Genomic DNA, 17,771 nt, shown 5'->3' on the forward strand with positions numbered 1-17,771 from the left:
ATTGTATAATCCACCATGAAAAGAAAATTTCTTCGGGGCAGGGTGATCGAAATCCTTGGAAATCGAAATTCCCTACCGGCGGTATAGTCCGCGACCCGCTTTGGCGGCTGATTTGGTGAAATTCCAAAACCGACAGTAAAGTCTGGATGAGAGAAGAACGCGCAGAATATTTAGATCGGTTGATTTTTTTGTACGTGCTCATTGCCCCGGAAGAGATTTCGGGGCTTTTTATGTGGTGATTTTAACGTTACTGGTGAACAGTAACCGTTACTGTTTACTGGTAACATTTTAATCCCATACTTGCAGAAATTTTCTTTAAATATTATAATTTAAGGAGCAATGAGTATGAGCGAACAAGTAATCAAAAATGGAAATGTAATGGAGCGAAGCCGCACCAGAACCATTGCCCAGGTAGCAATGTTAGGCGCTGTGGCAGGTGTGTTGATGAATTTTGAGGTACCGCTGCCATTTCTGGCACCGTCCTTTTATCAGTTGGATTTCTCTGAGATTCCAGCACTGATCGGTTCTTTTGCAATGGGACCTGTAGCAGGTATACTGATCGAACTGGTGAAGATTCTGGTACATCTGGTAACTAAGGGAACTATGACAGCAGGCGTTGGTGATGTGGCAAACTTCCTCTTTGGCTGTTCTTATGTAGTTCCAGCCGGACTGATCTATCGTTATCAGCATAAGAAGACAAGAACACATGCAGTGGCAGGTATGGCAGCTGGTGTAATTCTTACCACAGTGCTTGCATGCTTTGTAAACGCATTTGTACTTCTTCCTGCATACGGCAAGGCATTTGGAATGCCGGTACAGGCATTTATTGAAATGGGTGCAGCAGTACACAGCGGTGTAACCAACCTTCTTACTTTTGCAATTATGATCCTTGTACCATTCAATTTATTCAAATACACATTAACCTCAGTGATCGTGTTCTTTATTTATAAAAGAATTCGTGTGATTCTTCGCGGTGACTGATTCTCTGTTCCTTGGTGAGATCTAGATAGACCTCTGACCAGAACAGCAAGAACTGACGAAAAGAGGTTCCTATGGGAAAAATCAACAGCATTACCAAACAGACAGATAATCGTTATGTAAACCTTTATAATGTAAAAGCCACCAGTGTGCACAATACCCCGGTAAACTATTTTGTGTCTTCCCGTGCAAAAGATGTAGACAGCTTGAAAATGGTGACACATAAGAACAATCCGGACGGTGTGATCATTTATAGCATTTATGGCGAAAAACATGACAAAGTGGTGTTGATTCGCCAATATCGTTATACATTAGGCGATTATATTTATGAATTTCCAGCTGGTCTGGTAGAGCCGGATGAGAATTACCATGAAGGCGCAATTCGTGAAATGTACGAGGAAACCGGACTGAAGCTTGATCCCATTCCGGTAGCAGAAGCTTACCAGAAGCCTTATTTCACTACTGTAGGAATGACAGACGAGTCTTGTGCGACTGTATATGGATATGCCAGCGGCGAAATCAGTTCCAAGGCACAGGAAGATACGGAAGAGATTGAAGTGATTCTGGCGGACCGCGAGGAAGTGAAGCGGATTCTGAAGGAAGAGAATGTAGCGATCATGACGGCATATATGCTGATGCATTTTCTGGAAGATAAGGAACCATTTGGATTTTTGAATAAGATCAGATAATAATAAAATCCCCGGAAATCCGGGGATTTTATTATGTAGCAGGAAATTCTGTTGGAATTTCCAAGCCCTGCCGGGCAGGATTCTTTTTATTCATAGTATTCAATATCCTGATCGGAGGTATCCTCCGTATAGTTTCCTCCGTTATCGGAACCAGAACCATCTCCATTATCAATATAATCCCAGTTCTCATCGTTATCTTGTCCGGAATCATCGGAGGTATCTTCTGTATAATCCGGAATATCGGAAGTGTCACTTCCTGAGCTATCTCCAGAATCCTCAGTAGGATAAGTGATCTGGTCGCTTCCTGAAGAATCACCGCCAGAAGAATCATAGCTGTTATCGTAGGAACTATCTCCCTGGCTGTAATCGTAAGTCTCGTCATAATTACTGTCCTGACTGTAAATTGGAAATTCTTCCTGCTGTGCAGCTTCCGCTTCTGCAGCTGTTTCAGGAGCCTCTGTTAATGTGGTCTTGGCAGTTGGTACTCTGTTTTCTTTGGGAACGACTACGGAAATTCCCACCATGGCCACACTGAGCAGAATCGCAGTGGATGCAATGTGGAACTCATCTCTGTATTTCATAAGCTTTACACCTCGTAAGTATCTTTCATTAATGATTCAATGTTCTATGCTGAACGGAATCATAATATTTCTTTTAACGATATTCAACAGATATTCCCATTATAACATATCTTCAGATGATTTTGTAAAAATAGTATCGTTTTTTACAATACATATCCATTCCCATAAACTATAATACGAACAACTTAAGAAAAAGAACCAACAATGAAAAAATAAAACATAATTTGAAGGCAGAATAGTCACAAAGACTGGATAAAATAGTCAGTTTGTGTTAAATTATAAAGGAAAAACAGTAACTTATTTATCTGCTTTTATAAGTTTTTTTGTGGAGGGAACGGATAAGAACAGATAGTATAAGAATATAATTTCTATTATAAGGAAGGTGAGCAATTGGAAAATTATACTAAGTACAAGCTGAAAAGCAGTGATGAGCTTGCATCAGTGCTGAGCGGCAAGGACAACCTGTTTGTGATTGCCTGTAATAAGTGCTTTAAGGAATTTGAGACGGTTGAGGAACCGGATTGCGATGAATTCCTGAAGTTTGCTGAGGAGCAGGGAAAGACTGTCACAGGTAGTGCGAAAGTTGATTTCTTATGCAATAAAATGCACACAGAAAGAAAATTGCAGGATCTGCTTCCGGAAGGAACAGAGAATGTGGTAGTAATTTCCTGTGGTCTTGGTATTCAGACTGTTGCAGATCTGGCAGGTAAGCCGGTTGTTGCTGCAAGCAATACCCTTAACTACAGAGGTCATCATGGCATGGCACTTACCAAGAAGAGCTGTGATGCATGTGCACAGTGTTATCTGAATATTACCGGTGGTGTCTGTCCCATCGTTGACTGTTCCAAGAGTCTTGTGAATGGTCAGTGCGGTGGAGCAAAGAATGGAAAATGCGAAGTAGATCCCAATAAGGACTGCGCATGGGAGAAAATTTACCAGAGACTGGCGAAACAGGGACGTCTGGAAGAATTCCTCAATCAGCCCGTACAGGTTCGTGATTTCTCCAAGGTTAATTTCAAGGTGATCAATGATTATGTGAAATCAATCAGAGAAAACAGACTGGATGGTTATTATGGTGGTGTTCATCCGTCAGAGCGCAAGGAATTCAGTGAGCACATTGCTCTTAAGAAGTTCCCGGATCCGAAGACGGTTGTAATTTCCATGTCTCAGCATCTGGGTGCTCCGGCGAATCCAATCGTTCAGGTTGGTGACACTGTAAAAGTCGGTCAGAAGATCGGCGAAGCTGCCGGATTTATCAGCGCTCCTGTGCATTCCAGCGTAAGCGGAACGGTAGTTGCTGTTGAACCTCGTATGCATGGCACAAGAGGCAGTGAAGTGATGGCTGTTGTTATTGAATCGGATGGAAAAAATACTCTGCACGAATCCGTACAGCCACATGGAGACCTTGACAAGCTTACTCCGGATGAAATCATTGATATCATTCGTGAAGCAGGAATCGTTGGTATGGGTGGTGCAGGTTTCCCGACCTGTGTCAAGCTGAAACCGGCGAAACCAGTTGATACCATCCTTCTCAATGGATGCGAATGTGAGCCGCTTTTGACAGCAGACCACAGAGTACTTCTTGAGTATGCAGATGATATTATTTTTGGTCTGCGAGCAGTTCTTAAGACAACCGGTGCCCAGAAGGGTATCATTGTTATTGAGGATAACAAGCAGGATGCCATTGAATTAATGCAGGAAAAAGTTGCTAATATCGGAGATATGGAAGTATTTGTTGCCAGAACCAAATACCCACAGGGCGCTGAGAAAACTCTGATCAAGCGTGTTATGGGCAGAATCGTTCCAAGCGGCGGTCTTCCGGCAGATGTTGGCGTTGTAGTAGATAATATCAGTACAGTAAAGGCAATTTCAGATGCGATCCAGACAGGAATGCCTCTGATTGAGCGTGTTGCAACTGTTACAGGTGAGAAGATCAAGAATCCTGGAAACTTTATCATCAAAATTGGTACAAGTGTAAGAGAGCTGATCGACTACTGTGGTGGATTTACAGATGAGGATGTTCTGGTTAAGATGGGCGGACCTATGATGGGATTCCCTCTGAATACACTGGATGTACCTATGATGAAAGGCTCCAACGGTATCATTGCAATTGATACAGATGAGACCAAAGAGCAGCCATGTATCAAATGCGGACGCTGTGTAGATGTCTGTCCGATGGAACTGTCTCCGCTGTATTTTGTAAAATATGCCAAAGACGAGAACTGGCAGGGCATGAAGGACATGAATGTTATGGATTGTGTTGAGTGCAGATGCTGTCAGTATATCTGTTCTTCCAAGATTCCGATCATCGACAGTATTAAAGCCGGAAAAAATGCAGTAAGGGGGATGAAGTGATATGTTGATTACCCAGTTAAAAGCAAAAGAAGCAATCACATCACTGACAGCCGGAAAAAAAGTTTTCATTATTAACTGTCATGGATGTAAAGAGGTACATTTTCCGGAAAAAGAAGCTGTTGAACTTCAGAAGGAGCTTTCCGCTGAAGGAAATGTGACAGGAATTATGACTACTGATTATATTTGTAATCCGGAGAACATGGAGCTGCGCCTTCAGAAACATATGAGCAAAATTCAGGAAGCAGATCTGGTTCTTGTATTTTCCTGTGGTGTTGGCGTGCAGACAATTTCTGAATATCTGGAAGATAAGATGGTCTGTGCTGCCTGTGATACATATCCGGTACCTGGTTTCCAGGGAGTGACACCATTAGAATATAAATGCGATCAGTGCGGTGAGTGTTATCTGAATCTGACAGGTGGAATCTGCCCGATCACAGCATGTTCCAAGAGCCTTGTGAATGGTCAGTGCGGCGGTTCCAAGAATGGAAAATGCGAAGTGGACAGCGAAATGGAGTGTGGATGGGAGCGTATTTACAGACGCCTGAAAGAGATTGGACGCCTTGATGTGCTGAAATGCCCGACACAGATCCACAATTTTGCTACAGATGATGAAGTGAAATAAAAGGTTAATCCTAAATTTTTAATGATTGGAGCAAATATAATATGAAAATGAAAGAATTATTCGATCGTGGTGAATTTGCAGTTTCAGCAGAAGTAGGACCGCCGAAAGGAATCCATGTAGATGAGCTGGTAGAAGAAGCCAAAACATACCTTACAGGTGTTCATGCAGTTAACGTAACAGATAACCAGTCTTCTGTTATGCGTCTTGGATCTCTTGCAATGTGTAAGGTTCTTAAAGATGCAGGCATGAATCCCATTTTCCAGCTTGCGTGCCGTGACAGAAACCGTATCGCTCTGGAGTCTGATCTTCTCAGCGCAGCTATGTTCGGTATTGACAATATTCTCTGCCTTACTGGTGACCATACCAAGATGGGTGATCATCCACAGGCAAAACCGGTCTTCGACCTTGATTCCGTATCCCTTCTTCACACAGTGAAGCTTCTGGAGTCCGGTGTGGATCTTGGCGGAAACCAGCTTGTTGGAGAGCCTCCGAAATTCTCCAAGGGTGCTGTCGTGTCTCCATGCAGTGATTCTGTTGATGCACAGCTTGCGAAGATGGAGAGAAAGGTTGCAGCAGGCGCTGACTATTTCCAGACACAGGCTGTATTTGAGCCGGAGAAATTTATCAAATTTATGGAAAAAGCAAAACAGTTCGGAAAACCTGTACAGGTTGGAATTATTATTCCGAAATCCGCTGGAATGGCGAAATTCATGAATAATAACGTTGCCGGCATTCATGTTCCGGATGAGATGATCGAGGAGCTGAAGGCTGACAAAGAAAAGACAAAAGCTGGAATTACCGGTGTTGAGATCGCTGCACGTATTATCAAAGAGTGTAAGCCATACTGCCAGGGTGTTCATATCATGGCACTTGGCTGGGAGTCCAAGATTCCGGATCTGCTGAAATTAGCCGAAATCTAAATTTCGGAACTGTTGGAATTAGCTGAAATCTGAATTTCGAATTTGCTGGAAATAGCTGAAATCTGAAATTCGGATCTGCGAAAAGCAGCTGAAATCTGAAAATTAAAATTACACGGGCCGTCTGAAACATGAACGCAGGAATCTGCGTTTGTGGAGGATGGCTCGTTTTTTTTGTAATTTGAAGAGAACTTGCCCGTTTTGTTTCGTAATTGGAAATTATGACGCAATAGAAATAAAAATAGAATTGTTTTAAGGGGAAAGAAACGATATAATTTTATTATTGGAAAATGATGGGGCAGGAGGAAAATTATATGGAAACAAACTATGCCAAAAGTGCATACAGAACCTTTTTATTCTGGGGAGTATGCTCTTCTCTTGGGGTTACCGTATCCACCCTTGTGGACGCAACCTTGGTAGGAAATTTTATAGGCAGTACCGGATTGGCTGTGGCGAACATTGCTACACCGGTATTTCTGCTTTATTTACTTATGGGAATCACCCTAGGCGGCGGTGCAGGCGTCTTAATTGGGAAAAAACTTGGTGAAGCAGATCTGAAAGGTGCAAATCGGGTTTTCGGCTCCGTATTAAGTGCAGGCCTGATAACAGGTGTGCTTTTCGCAGCAGTATCTCTCGTATTTCGCAGCGCATTATGCAGTCTGCTTGGTGCCACACCGGAGCTTTTGCCACAGGCCCTGCAGTATCTGACTGTGGTATTTGCTTTTGCCCCGATTTATGTAGTGTATAATATTCTTTCCATAGCAGTGCGTACAGACGGCGCACCAAAGCTGGCTGCCATTTCTTCAGCTGGCGTTATTGTCACAAATTTAAGCCTGGATCTGCTGTTTATGAAAGTGCTGAACTGGGGACTTGTTGGGGCTTCGGCGTCTTTATGTATTGCGGAAACAGTAGGAACTCTGATTCTGCTTACTCATTTTTGGAACAAGCAGGCGCTTTTAAGCTTTCATTTTCACATTCCCACCTGGAATGAGATCAAAGAATATGTGGAAAATGGATTTGGCGTAGGCTCTGCATTTATTTTTCAGGCAGTGGTTATGCTGGTGTTTAATACCATGCTGTTAAAGGAAAATTTTGAAAATGGCACTTTTTCTGTGGCTGTATTTGGCGTTATTTATACCATGAGCACTATTCCGGGAGCCATGTTTGACGGAGCCGGAGCTGCAGCCTCAACGGTTATCTCTATTTTAGGCGGTGAGAAGGACTGGAAAGGAATGCTGGCAGTGTACCACGATGGACTGCGGATCGTTGCAGCTGCAGGAATGCTTATGGCATTGTTTTTTGCTGCCGGCGCAAAGAATATTCTGGTTTTCTTTGGTCTGAATGATGGCCAGGCATTGGAAACAGCAACAGTGGCGTTTCGTATTTACGCATTAAGTGTGGCTCTGGCAGGAGTGAATGTGGTAACTACATCTTTCTGGCAAACAATAGGAAAGACAAGGTATGCTTCCGGGTTATCTGTTTTACGCAACTTCATTCTCATGCTGGTGGCCGGATTTTTGCTGATTGAGAAAAAGGGTATTGTAGGGCTTGCGCTTGTGTATGTGATAAGTGAGGGAATTTGCCTGCTGCTGGTTTTGGCAATACAGATATTTGGAAAAATAAAAGATTACATAAAAGAAAAATACAGTTTTACCAACCGGGTTTTTGAGGAATATTATCCCATCGAGGAAGGCAGCATGGAAAAAATGTCCCAGAATCTGGAAGGGTTGTGTGATGAATGGAACTTGGATTTTAAGCAGTCGTTTTTTATTCATCTGATCGTGGAAGAACTGCTTCTGAACATTATGAAATTTGGCATCGGCGAAACAGATAAGAAATATTATGTATCTGTAAAAGTAATGGACAACAATGGCGAATGTATACTTCGGATTCGGGATAATGTCAATTCTTACAATCCCTTCGACCTCCGCGGAGATGAGGTTGACCGTGCGGTAATGGAGATGATCAAGAAAAAGGCGAAGTATTATGAGTATCAGAGGAAGCTGGTGTTCAATTATCTTTATGTGACGATCTAGAATGCTGGATGGTTCGATGATCCAGTTTGTGTATGGAATGACACTGGCAGAGCTGATTGGAGCTGCACCGCAGGCGAAACCGATGTATGAAGCTGTTGTAAATGCATTGAATGCGGAATGTAAAATTAACAAATAACAGCTATTTATCCCACTTTTCTTTCCGATATTCTCCAGGTGTCACCTGGTAGTGTTTTTTGAAGGCTCTGCAAAAATAATCTACATTGTGAAAACCGGTTTCGGCTGAAATGGTGCTGACTTTTTTCTCTGTATGGGAGAGTAGGAGGGCAGCCTGTTTCAGCCGATAGTTTATTAGATAGTTAACCGGCGTGATGTGAAGATAGCTCCGAAAAAGATTTAAGGCAGAGCTTTTGCTGATCATAGACTGTGCAGCAATCTCATCCAGGGAAAGATTTCTTCTGTAATTTTCGTGAATAAACTGCATCATCAGCTGGAGTCTTGCGCGGTTTACAGAGAATTGTCCAGTGATTTCCGGTATAGTGGAAAGGTCTGTATGCTTGTATATTTCCAGCCAGAGCTGCTGCATAAGGGCAGAGGTCAGAAGATGGCAGGAAGAACCGGAAGTCTGCGCAGAAATAATCTGCTTCATAAGATCAAGAACTCTGGCCTGCCAGGAAATCTCCCTGCGAAAAATCCAAAAAGGAATATTCGATGAAATGATAGGCTTCACATAATTCTGGTAAATATAGCTGTCTGTAGCTGCAAGGAAAGAGGGCATGCAGAGAAAGTTTGGGATGACAGCATCCACAGGAGAGGAAAAACGGTGAAGGAATTTGGAATTAATAAAAATGCCGCTGTCAGATGGCAGCTCCAGTTGCTTTTCCCCAATCCAGACAGTTACGGTTCCGGATTGAACATACACAAATTCCAGCTCCGTATGCCAGTGCCAGTCTATGCAGTTAAAATCAAACTGGGCTAAATGCTCATAATAGTAGCGAAAGGGATAGTCCTGGCTTCCGTGGGGAATGGTCTCCATTAAATTTTCATCGGTAATAATTTTTGTATATACGTTGGTTTCTTTCATGTCTTGTTTATCCTCAAATCGAGACCTGGAGCCTGTTTGAAAATCATTCCCGCAATCTGCTCGCTCCACTTTGCGGTATATTTTGCAGAAAACCTTTTTCGAACATGCTCTGAGAAGTGCCCCGAAAAATAGAAAATTATTGTTTTTACGATATTATACAATAAAAATCATAAATAATCCAATGAAAAACACAATCAAATATAATATAATCCAATAAGACAAAAATCTTCTTTAAAGAAGAAAAAAGGAGAACCAATCATGCAAAATTACCAGAAAACCAAACGAGCCTGTTATATGGGCTTTATCACCCAGGCCATAGCAGCGAATTTTGCACCTTTGCTGTTTCTGAAATTTCACACAGATTATCATATTTCCCTTGGAAATATTGCACTGATCTCCACCTGCTTTTTCTTTACCCAGCTGCTGGTTGATTTGTTTTGTGCCCGATTTGTGGACAAAATCGGATATCGCGTGTGCATTGTGACCTCTGAGATCAGTTCCGCTTTAGGACTGGTGGGGCTGGCATTTCTTCCGGAGCTTTTGCCAGATCCTTTTGTGGGAATTATCATCAGTGTTATTGTTTATGCTGTTGGAAGCGGACTGATTGAAGTGCTGTGCAGTCCTATTATGGAAGCATGTCCTTTCAAAAATAAAGAGGCGACCATGAGTCTTCTTCATTCCTTCTACTGCTGGGGCTCTGTGGGAACCATTGCAGTTTCCACCCTGTTTTTCGCAGTTTTTGGAATGGACAGCTGGAAGTGGCTGGCAGTTTTGTGGGCAATCGTTCCGGCAGTTAATGTTTACAACTTTGCCACCTGTCCCATCGAACATCTGGTGGATGAAGGGGAAGGCATGAAGATCAGGGAACTGTTTCGTAAGCCTGTATTCTGGATTGCCGTGTGTCTGATGGTGTGTTCAGGGGCATCAGAGCTGTCCATGTCCCAGTGGGCATCTGCCTATGCAGAGGCGGCACTTGGACTGTCAAAGACCATCGGAGACCTGGCCGGCCCCTGCATGTTTGCCATTACGATGGGAATCAGCCGTGTGATCTTTGGAAAATACGGAGATAAAATGGACTTGATGAAATTTATGGCAGGATCCGGAATTTTATGCGTATTCTGCTATCTTCTTGCATCTCTGTCCTCAAATCCGGCAGCAGGACTGATCGGCTGTATTGTCTGCGGATTTTCCGTTGGAATCATGTGGCCTGGCACCATCAGCATTTCCTCTAAGAAATTTCCAGCAGGCGGAACTGCCATGTTCGCCCTTCTTGCCATGGCAGGAGACCTTGGGGGCAGCATAGGCCCTGGAATTGTCGGCCGTGTCACCCAGAATGCCGGAGATAATATCCGCGTGGGTATGGGCGTAGGCCTGATTTTCCCAGTGGTGCTGCTGGTGATGGTTTTTCTGCTGAAAAAGGTGAAAGTAGAGGAAAAATAACTGGGAGTTGAAAGCTCCCACTGACAGGTCGCGAAGCAACTGCGTTCATGAGCAAGTAGCAAAGCGGACCTGGAATGTCCGCTTTACAATCTGATAAGAAGGCCCTGAGGCATTATTTAAAATGGGTTGGCGTAAATTAAAGATAAGTATATTCTGAGTATGCATATGCTGCAAAATGGAGGGAATATGCCAGATCAGAAGCTGAATAATCTTTTGAACCTTGCGCTGGATGCCACAGAAGAGGAAAGAGAGAAATCCCGAAATCTGAATGTGGGGTATGAGAAGCAGACACGAAAGTGGGAAATTATTGTGAAGTATAGTGAGATGGGGATTGCCAATGAGGAAGTTTCTGACGGAATGAAATATGGTGCGGAAAATGATAGAGATTCCGTTGAGATATTACTAGGTGGACCCGAAATCTCCGTGGTCCCTCTCCTTGGCGGGTATGCCATTGTGACGCTTCCTGAAAGTATGCTGGAACAATATTCCCAGCGTCCCCAGATAGAATTTATAGAAAAGCCCACCCGTCTGTATTTCGAAGACCTGTTTTCCAAAGAGGCAAGCTGTATTACCCAGGTGCAGCGCGATGAGCCGGGAAATCTACGGCTGACAGGGCGCGGTGTGTTGATCGGAATTGTAGATTCCGGCGTGGATTACCGTCATCCTGCATTTCTCACAGCAGACGGAAAGTCCAGAATATTGCGTTTGTGGGATCAGAGCATTCCCGGTAATCCACCGGAGGGCTATGCAACAGGAACTGAATATACCAATGAGGAAATTAATGAGGCGTTGTTCCTCTCTGTGCAGGAGGGACGGCGCCTTGTTCCGTCTGAAGATGTAAGCGGTCATGGAACCGCTGTGCTTGGAGTGGCAGCTGGCAGCGATTTTTCCCGTGGGGCAGTGAAACGGGGTGTGGCATATGAAAGTGACCTTCTGGTTGTAAAAATGGGAATTCCAAGACAGGATTCTTTTCCAAGAACTACAGAGCTGATGCAAGGCGTGGATTATCTGGTTCGGCAGGCCATACGGCTTGGAAGATCAATTGCGATCAATTTAAGCTTTGGAAATAATTATGGCTCACATGAACCTTATAATTAAGGGTAAACATAAGAAAACACTGATATTTCCTGTGTTTTCAGGAGATTCAGTGTTTTACTCAGACTCATGCTCGGTTGTCATTCTGGTCTTATAATACTCGGTCAGAATCATATTGATCTGCTGGGAACGTGTACGAAAGTTTTCTTTCGCATCCTTATCAATCTCAGCGACCAGTTCTTTGGACAGAGTAGTATAGACCTGAACATTATTGGAACTGATAGCCATATGGCACCTCCGGTTTCATTTTTAATAGCTTCATTCTACCATATTTCGGTAGGAGGGGCAATGTAAACGGAAAAACAGAAAAGGATTTATTGCAAGAAAGAATTGCAGGAAAGGAATGCAAAATGAAAAAACACATTATGGATGAGAAAACAGGAATCAGCTATACTTTATACGGAGATTATTATTTGCCGGATCTGGAATTGAAAGAGCAGGAAGAAGCCAATTATGGCAAATATGGGATACTTAGAAAGAACTTTTTGAAGGAACATCGTTCCGGGCTGTATTCTTCTTATCTGCTGACTGGTAAATTAACAGAACATTTGAATGAAGTGGATCAGCAGGCAAGAAAAAGGATGGAAGTGCTGGTACGGCAGATGATGGAGAAACAGGAAATTACCGAAGAACTGAAAGCACAGGATCAGATGGCATGGGTTGGTGCAGTCAATAATATTCGGAATGCTGCAGAAGAGATTGTGTGTAATGAAATAATTTTTGCGTAACAAATATAGGCATAACAATAGGAAAAGCTGAACAGGATAAAAAGTCTTGTTCGGCTTTCTTATGCTAATGAAAAAGATAGTTTTTTGGAATAAATTATTGATATTTTAGATGGTATGTGTTAATATAATCGTAGACCGTAGGAAGGCATGGGTAATGCCCGAATCCAAATATTCCATTGGCGGGATTAAGAATGGTATATCCATTCTTTTTTTTTACTATGAAAGAGGGTGCTATAAATGCCGAATACTGAGTTACCAATAGATTTGGAATCCCAGGTTATATTAATGAAAAAATATATTACTTTTCGCCAGAGAAAAAAGATGAGAGAATTTCTTGGTTATGCAGGATATTTCAGAGCAAGCCGTTATGGAAAATTTCTCCTAACACAAGTTAATGCGTTTGGGAGTAAAGCGGATTCAAAAGTTTTCTTTGAACTATATGATTTTGATGTGCAATTAAGACTATTATTATTTAAGTATTGTAAAAAAGCTGAGGTCCGTTTTAAAAGTGCGATTGCCAATGCTGTTTCGTTAAAGACTGGAGATGCGGGATTCTATTTGGATAGGCAATATTACACACCTACTAAGAGTGAGAAAGATAAAAAGACAAGAAATAGAAATAAATCTTTTTTTGATACGAAATTTTTTGTCAATTTAACAAATGATGAGGAAAAACTCAGACGAGATGTTGTAAAACATCCGGAACTGAGAGAGTACCGTAAAGGGGGAGCTCGTCAAAATAATATATTACCTGTATGGGCAGCATTTTCTTATTTTGAAATGGGAACAATGGTGATGATTTATTCATACCTGCGAGGTGATCTAAGAAAAGAGGTATTAGATTACACGTATTCACAAAATAACTATAAAAAAGAAGTAACAAAGCAGATGGACACATGGTTAGATGCCGTTAGAAATTTAAGAAATTATTGTGCCCATCATTCTATGGTGGTTGGTATGACTTCCTCTGTGGTAATTCCAGATAATAGGGATAGTGCAGATGTACTTCCGGATAATACAAATCTTTATTCACGATTATATGCATTGAAGAAAATATTACCACAAAAAGATGCTGATATGTTGGCGAAGGAATTAGAAAAACTTATTTCAAAAACAAAAATTGATATATATAAGATGAATATATTACCAGCAGATTGGAAAGATTTATATGATAGGACGTTGTATTTGTAGGGAATAATAAACTGATTTGAGAATATAATAAAAATGACCGTAGGAAGGCGTGGGTAATGCCTGAATCCAAATATTCCATTGGCGGGTAGGCAGCTAAGAAGAACTAGCTGCCTATTTTGTTGCACTGCATATCAATAATTGGTTCGGTGGATCAATTTTGATTTGAACAAAAGTTCAGTAGCACTTATATCTGTCAGAGGGTAACTACAATTCCATATCATGTGATTTTTTCTTAGATTTGACGGGCTGATTTCGTCGCATTTCCTGTTTCCTCTGATATTCCAGTTCCCATGCACGATGGGAGAAGACATCAGGATCTTCCACATTAAGATAATCCACTTCATCTGCGGCAATATCACGACGGTGATAATCATAATGCTTGCCGAAAGTCTTTTTTAACTGTTCAATCAGCTTATCACGAAAATCCGGTCGAAGCTGGATTCTGGTGTCCAGTAATTCGGTATACTGCTCTGGTTCTGGTCGGAATTTTTCTTCCCGGAAAGCTGTGGCGTCTTTTTCAAGCTGCTCCTTAAGAATGACATCCTGCGAATCTAGGATATCCAGATTTTTATCCATCTGGTCATATTTCTTGGAGAGGTTCGTCATGTCTTTATCCGTGGAGCATTGAGCCTGAGAAATTAGCTGCTCTTTCCGTGACTTCAATTCTTCGATTTCTTCTGTTACGGTTGTAAGCTGCTGATTCAGTTTTATATGCTGGATGGGATTCAGAAAACTGGTTTTATCTTTTTGCGTTTTCAGATCTTTTCTTTTAGCAATTTTATCTTTTAAGTTTTTCTTGGTGACATCATATTTATTCAAAATAGGTTTAAAGTATTGCATCCAGTCATGAATGACTTCTTTTTGCATTTCATTATGAAACAAATGATATTGTGTAAAAATCATATGATTTCGGATAGTTTCCATTGTTTCTGCAATTACAGGAATAGAATTTTTGACAGCCTGAGCCAGTTTCTCTACCTGAGCTTTTAATTCCCTGAGCATTTTGTTATCTGCACGAATCTGACGGTTGATTTCACAACGGTCAGCGATTATTCCTTTCTTTTCCATACTTTGAGCAATATAGCCTTCATGGATGGTCGGTTGTTCAGTGATCCCCTGGTCTGCAAAACTGCGGTGATCAATGGATGCATTTATCCGATTACGGGCAAGCATTTCATTTACTGAATTTGCCCAATTTGCCCTCCAGATGTGAAGCTGTTCATCACTGTTCCATTGTTCAGAAATGGGATTCTGCCTACCATAGCGGCTGCTTTTTGGATGCTTGTCAATGCGGTCATAGCCTTTTTCCTGTGCGACAGATGCGGTCATATAAACTTTCTTTTTCCCAACTTTATATTTGTATTGCTTTTCCCAGCCATCTTTTTGAACAGCTTTGTATTCAGTAGATGTAAATCCTTTTTCTTCTCCATTTTTTATGCAGAGATATTCTTTTTCTGTTTTATACTGCCATGTTCCGTTTTCATTCAGTGGACGGACGGTAAGCAGAATGTGTGCATGAGGATTGTGTCCATCTGTATCGTGAATAGCAAAGTCAGCGCACATGCCCATATCTACAAAGTTCTTTTGAATAAAATTTTGAAGAAGAGAAATATTACTGTCCTTATCTAATTCAACGGGAAGTGCGACAACAAATTCCCTTGCCAGTCGGCTGTCCTTTGTTTTTTCGGCAGCTTCGACAGCGTTCCAGAGTTGCTCACGGTCTTTCCATTCTTGTGGAGCCATCGGTGGGAGCATTACTTCCTGATAAATGAGTCCATGCTTTCTGGTGTAATCATGCTGGATGCCATCGTAATCATTGTACATCCGGCTGCAGCTCATATAAGCAGAAGCTGCGACAGCGGAACGCCCGGAACCACGGCTGACAACTTTGGCTTGCATATGATAAATTGCCATATCTGGCACCTCCTTTCGATGTTGCTTGCAACAGCGGACAAAGCCCTCGGCAGAGCGCACGAGCCCCGTAGGGGATACCACCGCCCGATTTATCGGGTGGTGAGTAAGTGCGCCCTTCGGGAGTAGAATTTGTGTGCTTACATTCCCCGTAAGCGGATTATCAGCTCCCGTTTTAGGGAATCTAAATCCATTTCTTTAATATGGGGAACAATACTTTCCAGAATTGCTCCTTCCTGGACTAATCGGTGTGTTCTGGCATCACGTTCTTTTTTTCGGTTTCTTGCTTCGGCTTCTTCTTGACGGTGTTTTGCCTGTAACAGTGCTTTTTTTTCTGGTGTCATGATTCTTTTATCTGCCATATCTGGCACCTCCTTTTTATGCCCGTATCCGGGCAGTATTGGTTTTAAAATCTTATGGTTTGGTACTATAGTTTCGGATAACTGACAGTGGCATGTTTCTGGTGATAAATAAGGAAAGAAAGTAGTACCACTGTCAGTGAAGAATAATTATCGTGTTATGCTTCTTTGCTTCAGTTCTGGTTCGGAGCATGATTGTTCAACAGAATTCTTTTTGCCTGTTTTAAATTAGCTGTTGCATTGTCCTGACGAATATTCCGGTTATTGATACGGACAGGAATACATCTCTCCAGAATACGGTCATAAATTCGTTTGTGTGCGATATCAGCGGCGTTATTCAGCTCTGATAAAGTGAGATTGGTCGTTATGATCAGAGGCTTTTTACTGCGGTAACGACTGTCGATCACATTGAATACCTGTTCCAGTGCAAAGTCAGAGTTCCGCTCAATTCCGAGATCATCAATAATCAGAAGACTGTAGCGGTTTAAGCTGTTGATGAACTGGTTTCTGTCTTCAAAATGCATTCCGGTAAGGGTATTCAGAATCCGGGAAAAGTTGGTCATCAGTACAGGAACGCCTTTTTCCAGAAGGGCATTGGCAATGCAACCTGCAAAAAAAGATTTTCCAGTACCGACATCACCCCAGATGAGAAGTCCGGAAGCGTTTGCTTTTATCTCTTCCCAGTTGCTTACATAATTGTGTGCCAGTTTTATTTCCGGATTGATGCCGTTATCCCTGGCAAAAGTGTAGTCATAGAGTGCTTTGTCCTGTAAGCCGCTGGTTTTAAGATGCTCTATTTCCATTTGTTTTTCATGAAGTTTTCTCTGGGCTTCTTCCTGCTCAAAGATTTCCTGCTGGCATTTACAGCGGATAGAAGGAATAAGAACCTTTCCCTGTAATTCATGCCGGCATTGTCTTGGCGTATTGCATTTGGAACAGTAGATCAAGTGGTCTGTTTCGTTAAAATATTCATCAGACTGAAGCTCTCTGTTTGGGGTTATAGCTGTTGGTTTTTCTATAAATTTTGTCATAATGTTTCGTATTCCTCACTTTCGTAATTTCGTTGCCGGGAAGTAGGATGATCCTGTCTTGCCCAACTGATGATGGTAGCTGCGTGGTTCTGATATCGCTTTCCGGTAGAAGCCATATAACCGGATAAGCGTTCAATATAATCCTTCCAGTCAGGGATTGTCTGCCGGATATCTTCCAGCTCTTTCTCTGACAGAAAAACATTTTGAAATTTTCCATAGGGTGAGAGTGGATCCTTACTCCCTCTTATTGCTAAATTGTTCTTTTTTATCTCTTTCTTATTACCAGACAGTTTTCTGTCTGTATCAGGGAAAGAATTCTGTCTGTCAATAGGACAGTTTTCTGTCTGTCTTAGGGAAAGAAATCTGTCTGTATAGTGGATGGTTTCTTTTGGGAGTTTTACATAAATTCGATTGGGCTGTCCGGGTCCCTGCCGTTTTCGAAAGATAAGCTCCTGTTCTTCCAGTACTGCCAGAGCAGTTTTAACCGTCATCTGGCTTTTGTGGAGAACTTCTGCCAGTGCTTCAATCGTAAAGTAAATGAACACATGACCATCTGTATCTGACCAGCCATCATTTTTCTGGGAAAGCCTTGCCCGGTCGAGCAGGATAATATAAAGCATTTTGGCAGTTTCGTTTATTTCCATGTCCAGAAGAAAACGGGGAAACACCATATAAGATGAAAAACTTGTATGGGATGTTAGAAATTCTGTCATGTGTTCACCTCCTCATATAATCAAGTGTTTTTTATTGAAAATTCAAGGTTTTTCAACCTTTCATATCTCAGTGAATAAGCCAC

18 protein-coding genes and 1 riboswitch are annotated in these 17,771 nt (G+C 42.0%); of the genes, 10 read left to right on the forward strand and 8 right to left on the reverse strand.

From position 1 onward, the window contains the following. The first annotated feature begins 24 nt into the window (after positions 1 to 24). Positions 25 to 162: riboswitch (FMN riboswitch) on the forward strand. A gap of 183 nt (positions 163 to 345) precedes the next feature. Both AB5618_RS12430 and AB5618_RS12435 read left to right on the forward strand, forming a co-directional pair. Then, positions 346 to 981 carry an ECF transporter S component gene (locus AB5618_RS12430; RefSeq protein ID WP_118580386.1) on the forward strand — a complete coding sequence of 212 codons (636 nt, stop codon included), beginning with the start codon at positions 346 to 348 and terminating at the stop codon, positions 979 to 981. 71 nt (positions 982 to 1,052) lie between these two features. Further along, positions 1,053 to 1,667, forward strand: coding sequence for an NUDIX hydrolase (locus tag AB5618_RS12435; protein ID WP_118580392.1), 615 nt, complete (start codon positions 1,053 to 1,055; stop codon positions 1,665 to 1,667). An 86-nt stretch (positions 1,668 to 1,753) separates the two neighbouring features. Here AB5618_RS12435 and AB5618_RS12440 read toward each other — a convergent pair whose 3' ends face one another. After that, complete coding sequence (locus AB5618_RS12440) at positions 1,754 to 2,248, reverse strand: hypothetical protein (RefSeq protein WP_173771540.1); 495 nt, start codon at positions 2,246 to 2,248, stop codon at positions 1,754 to 1,756. Between the two features lie 390 nt (positions 2,249 to 2,638). Here AB5618_RS12440 and rsxC point away from each other — a divergent pair, with 390 nt between their 5' ends. The 4 genes from rsxC to AB5618_RS12460 all read left to right on the forward strand — a co-directional run bounded on the left by rsxC (position 2,639) and on the right by AB5618_RS12460 (position 8,178). Next, on the forward strand, positions 2,639 to 4,603 hold the full coding sequence (gene rsxC / locus AB5618_RS12445) for an electron transport complex subunit RsxC (RefSeq protein WP_173771538.1): 1,965 nt from the start codon (positions 2,639 to 2,641) through the stop codon (positions 4,601 to 4,603). A 1-nt stretch (position 4,604) separates the two neighbouring features. Beyond that, positions 4,605 to 5,225 (forward strand): methylenetetrahydrofolate reductase C-terminal domain-containing protein, encoded by a 621-nt coding sequence (locus AB5618_RS12450; RefSeq protein WP_118580418.1) that lies wholly within the window; start codon positions 4,605 to 4,607, stop codon positions 5,223 to 5,225. 41 nt (positions 5,226 to 5,266) lie between these two features. Then, a complete protein-coding gene (locus AB5618_RS12455) occupies positions 5,267 to 6,145 on the forward strand; it encodes a methylenetetrahydrofolate reductase (RefSeq protein WP_118071790.1) in 879 nt (292 codons plus the stop codon). A gap of 311 nt (positions 6,146 to 6,456) precedes the next feature. Further along, the gene (locus AB5618_RS12460) at positions 6,457 to 8,178 is read left to right on the forward strand and encodes an MATE family efflux transporter (RefSeq protein ID WP_313719369.1); all 1,722 of its coding nucleotides are present in this window, start codon (positions 6,457 to 6,459) and stop codon (positions 8,176 to 8,178) included. Positions 8,179 to 8,317: 139 nt separating this feature from the next. Here the strand turns inward: AB5618_RS12460 and AB5618_RS12465 are convergent, their stop codons facing one another. Beyond that, a complete protein-coding gene (locus AB5618_RS12465; RefSeq protein WP_313719367.1) occupies positions 8,318 to 9,220 on the reverse strand; it encodes an AraC family transcriptional regulator in 903 nt (300 codons plus the stop codon). Then, positions 9,217 to 9,381 carry a DUF6783 domain-containing protein gene (locus AB5618_RS12470; RefSeq protein ID WP_368366794.1) on the reverse strand — a complete coding sequence of 55 codons (165 nt, stop codon included), beginning with the start codon at positions 9,379 to 9,381 and terminating at the stop codon, positions 9,217 to 9,219. Before AB5618_RS12470 ends, AB5618_RS12465 begins: the two co-directional genes overlap by 4 nt. 97 nt (positions 9,382 to 9,478) lie before the next feature. On the opposite strand from AB5618_RS12470, the gene AB5618_RS12475 reads away from it, so the two are divergent. Continuing rightward, positions 9,479 to 10,660 carry a sugar MFS transporter gene (locus AB5618_RS12475; protein ID WP_313719365.1) on the forward strand — a complete coding sequence of 394 codons (1,182 nt, stop codon included), beginning with the start codon at positions 9,479 to 9,481 and terminating at the stop codon, positions 10,658 to 10,660. 186 nt (positions 10,661 to 10,846) lie between these two features. After that, positions 10,847 to 11,758, forward strand: a complete 912-nt coding sequence (locus AB5618_RS12480; RefSeq protein WP_368366795.1) for a S8 family serine peptidase — start codon at positions 10,847 to 10,849, stop codon at positions 11,756 to 11,758. Positions 11,759 to 11,812: 54 nt separating this feature from the next. On the opposite strand, the gene AB5618_RS12485 is transcribed toward AB5618_RS12480, so the two are convergent. Further along, positions 11,813 to 11,983, reverse strand: coding sequence for a hypothetical protein (locus AB5618_RS12485; protein WP_368366796.1), 171 nt, complete (start codon positions 11,981 to 11,983; stop codon positions 11,813 to 11,815). Positions 11,984 to 12,105: 122 nt separating this feature from the next. On the opposite strand from AB5618_RS12485, the gene AB5618_RS12490 reads away from it, so the two are divergent. Both AB5618_RS12490 and AB5618_RS12495 read left to right on the forward strand, forming a co-directional pair. Then, positions 12,106 to 12,483, forward strand: coding sequence for a TnpV protein (locus AB5618_RS12490; RefSeq protein ID WP_368366797.1), 378 nt, complete (start codon positions 12,106 to 12,108; stop codon positions 12,481 to 12,483). A gap of 237 nt (positions 12,484 to 12,720) precedes the next feature. Then, a complete protein-coding gene (locus tag AB5618_RS12495) occupies positions 12,721 to 13,674 on the forward strand; it encodes an Abi family protein (RefSeq protein WP_368366798.1) in 954 nt (317 codons plus the stop codon). Between the two features lie 204 nt (positions 13,675 to 13,878). On the opposite strand, the gene mobQ is transcribed toward AB5618_RS12495, so the two are convergent. The 4 genes from mobQ to AB5618_RS12515 all read right to left on the reverse strand — a co-directional run bounded on the left by mobQ (position 13,879) and on the right by AB5618_RS12515 (position 17,688). After that, positions 13,879 to 15,588: a MobQ family relaxase gene (gene mobQ, locus AB5618_RS12500; protein ID WP_368366799.1), complete on the reverse strand. Its 1,710-nt coding sequence runs from the start codon at positions 15,586 to 15,588 to the stop codon at positions 13,879 to 13,881. Between the two features lie 137 nt (positions 15,589 to 15,725). After that, on the reverse strand, positions 15,726 to 15,947 hold the full coding sequence (locus tag AB5618_RS12505) for a DUF3847 domain-containing protein (RefSeq protein WP_368366800.1): 222 nt from the start codon (positions 15,945 to 15,947) through the stop codon (positions 15,726 to 15,728). Positions 15,948 to 16,117: 170 nt separating this feature from the next. Next, entirely contained in the window at positions 16,118 to 16,975 is an 858-nt protein-coding gene (locus AB5618_RS12510) for an ATP-binding protein (protein WP_368366801.1), read from the reverse strand. Then, positions 16,972 to 17,688 carry a replication initiator protein A gene (locus AB5618_RS12515; protein WP_368366802.1) on the reverse strand — a complete coding sequence of 239 codons (717 nt, stop codon included), beginning with the start codon at positions 17,686 to 17,688 and terminating at the stop codon, positions 16,972 to 16,974. The genes AB5618_RS12510 and AB5618_RS12515 overlap by 4 nt, the downstream gene beginning before the upstream one ends. Positions 17,689 to 17,771: the final 83 nt, after the last annotated feature.

The organism is Ruminococcus sp. J1101004sp1_RTP21198st1_B9_RTP21198_201120, from assembly GCF_040924245.1.
GTDB lineage: Bacteria > Bacillota > Clostridia > Lachnospirales > Lachnospiraceae > Blautia_A > Blautia_A faecis.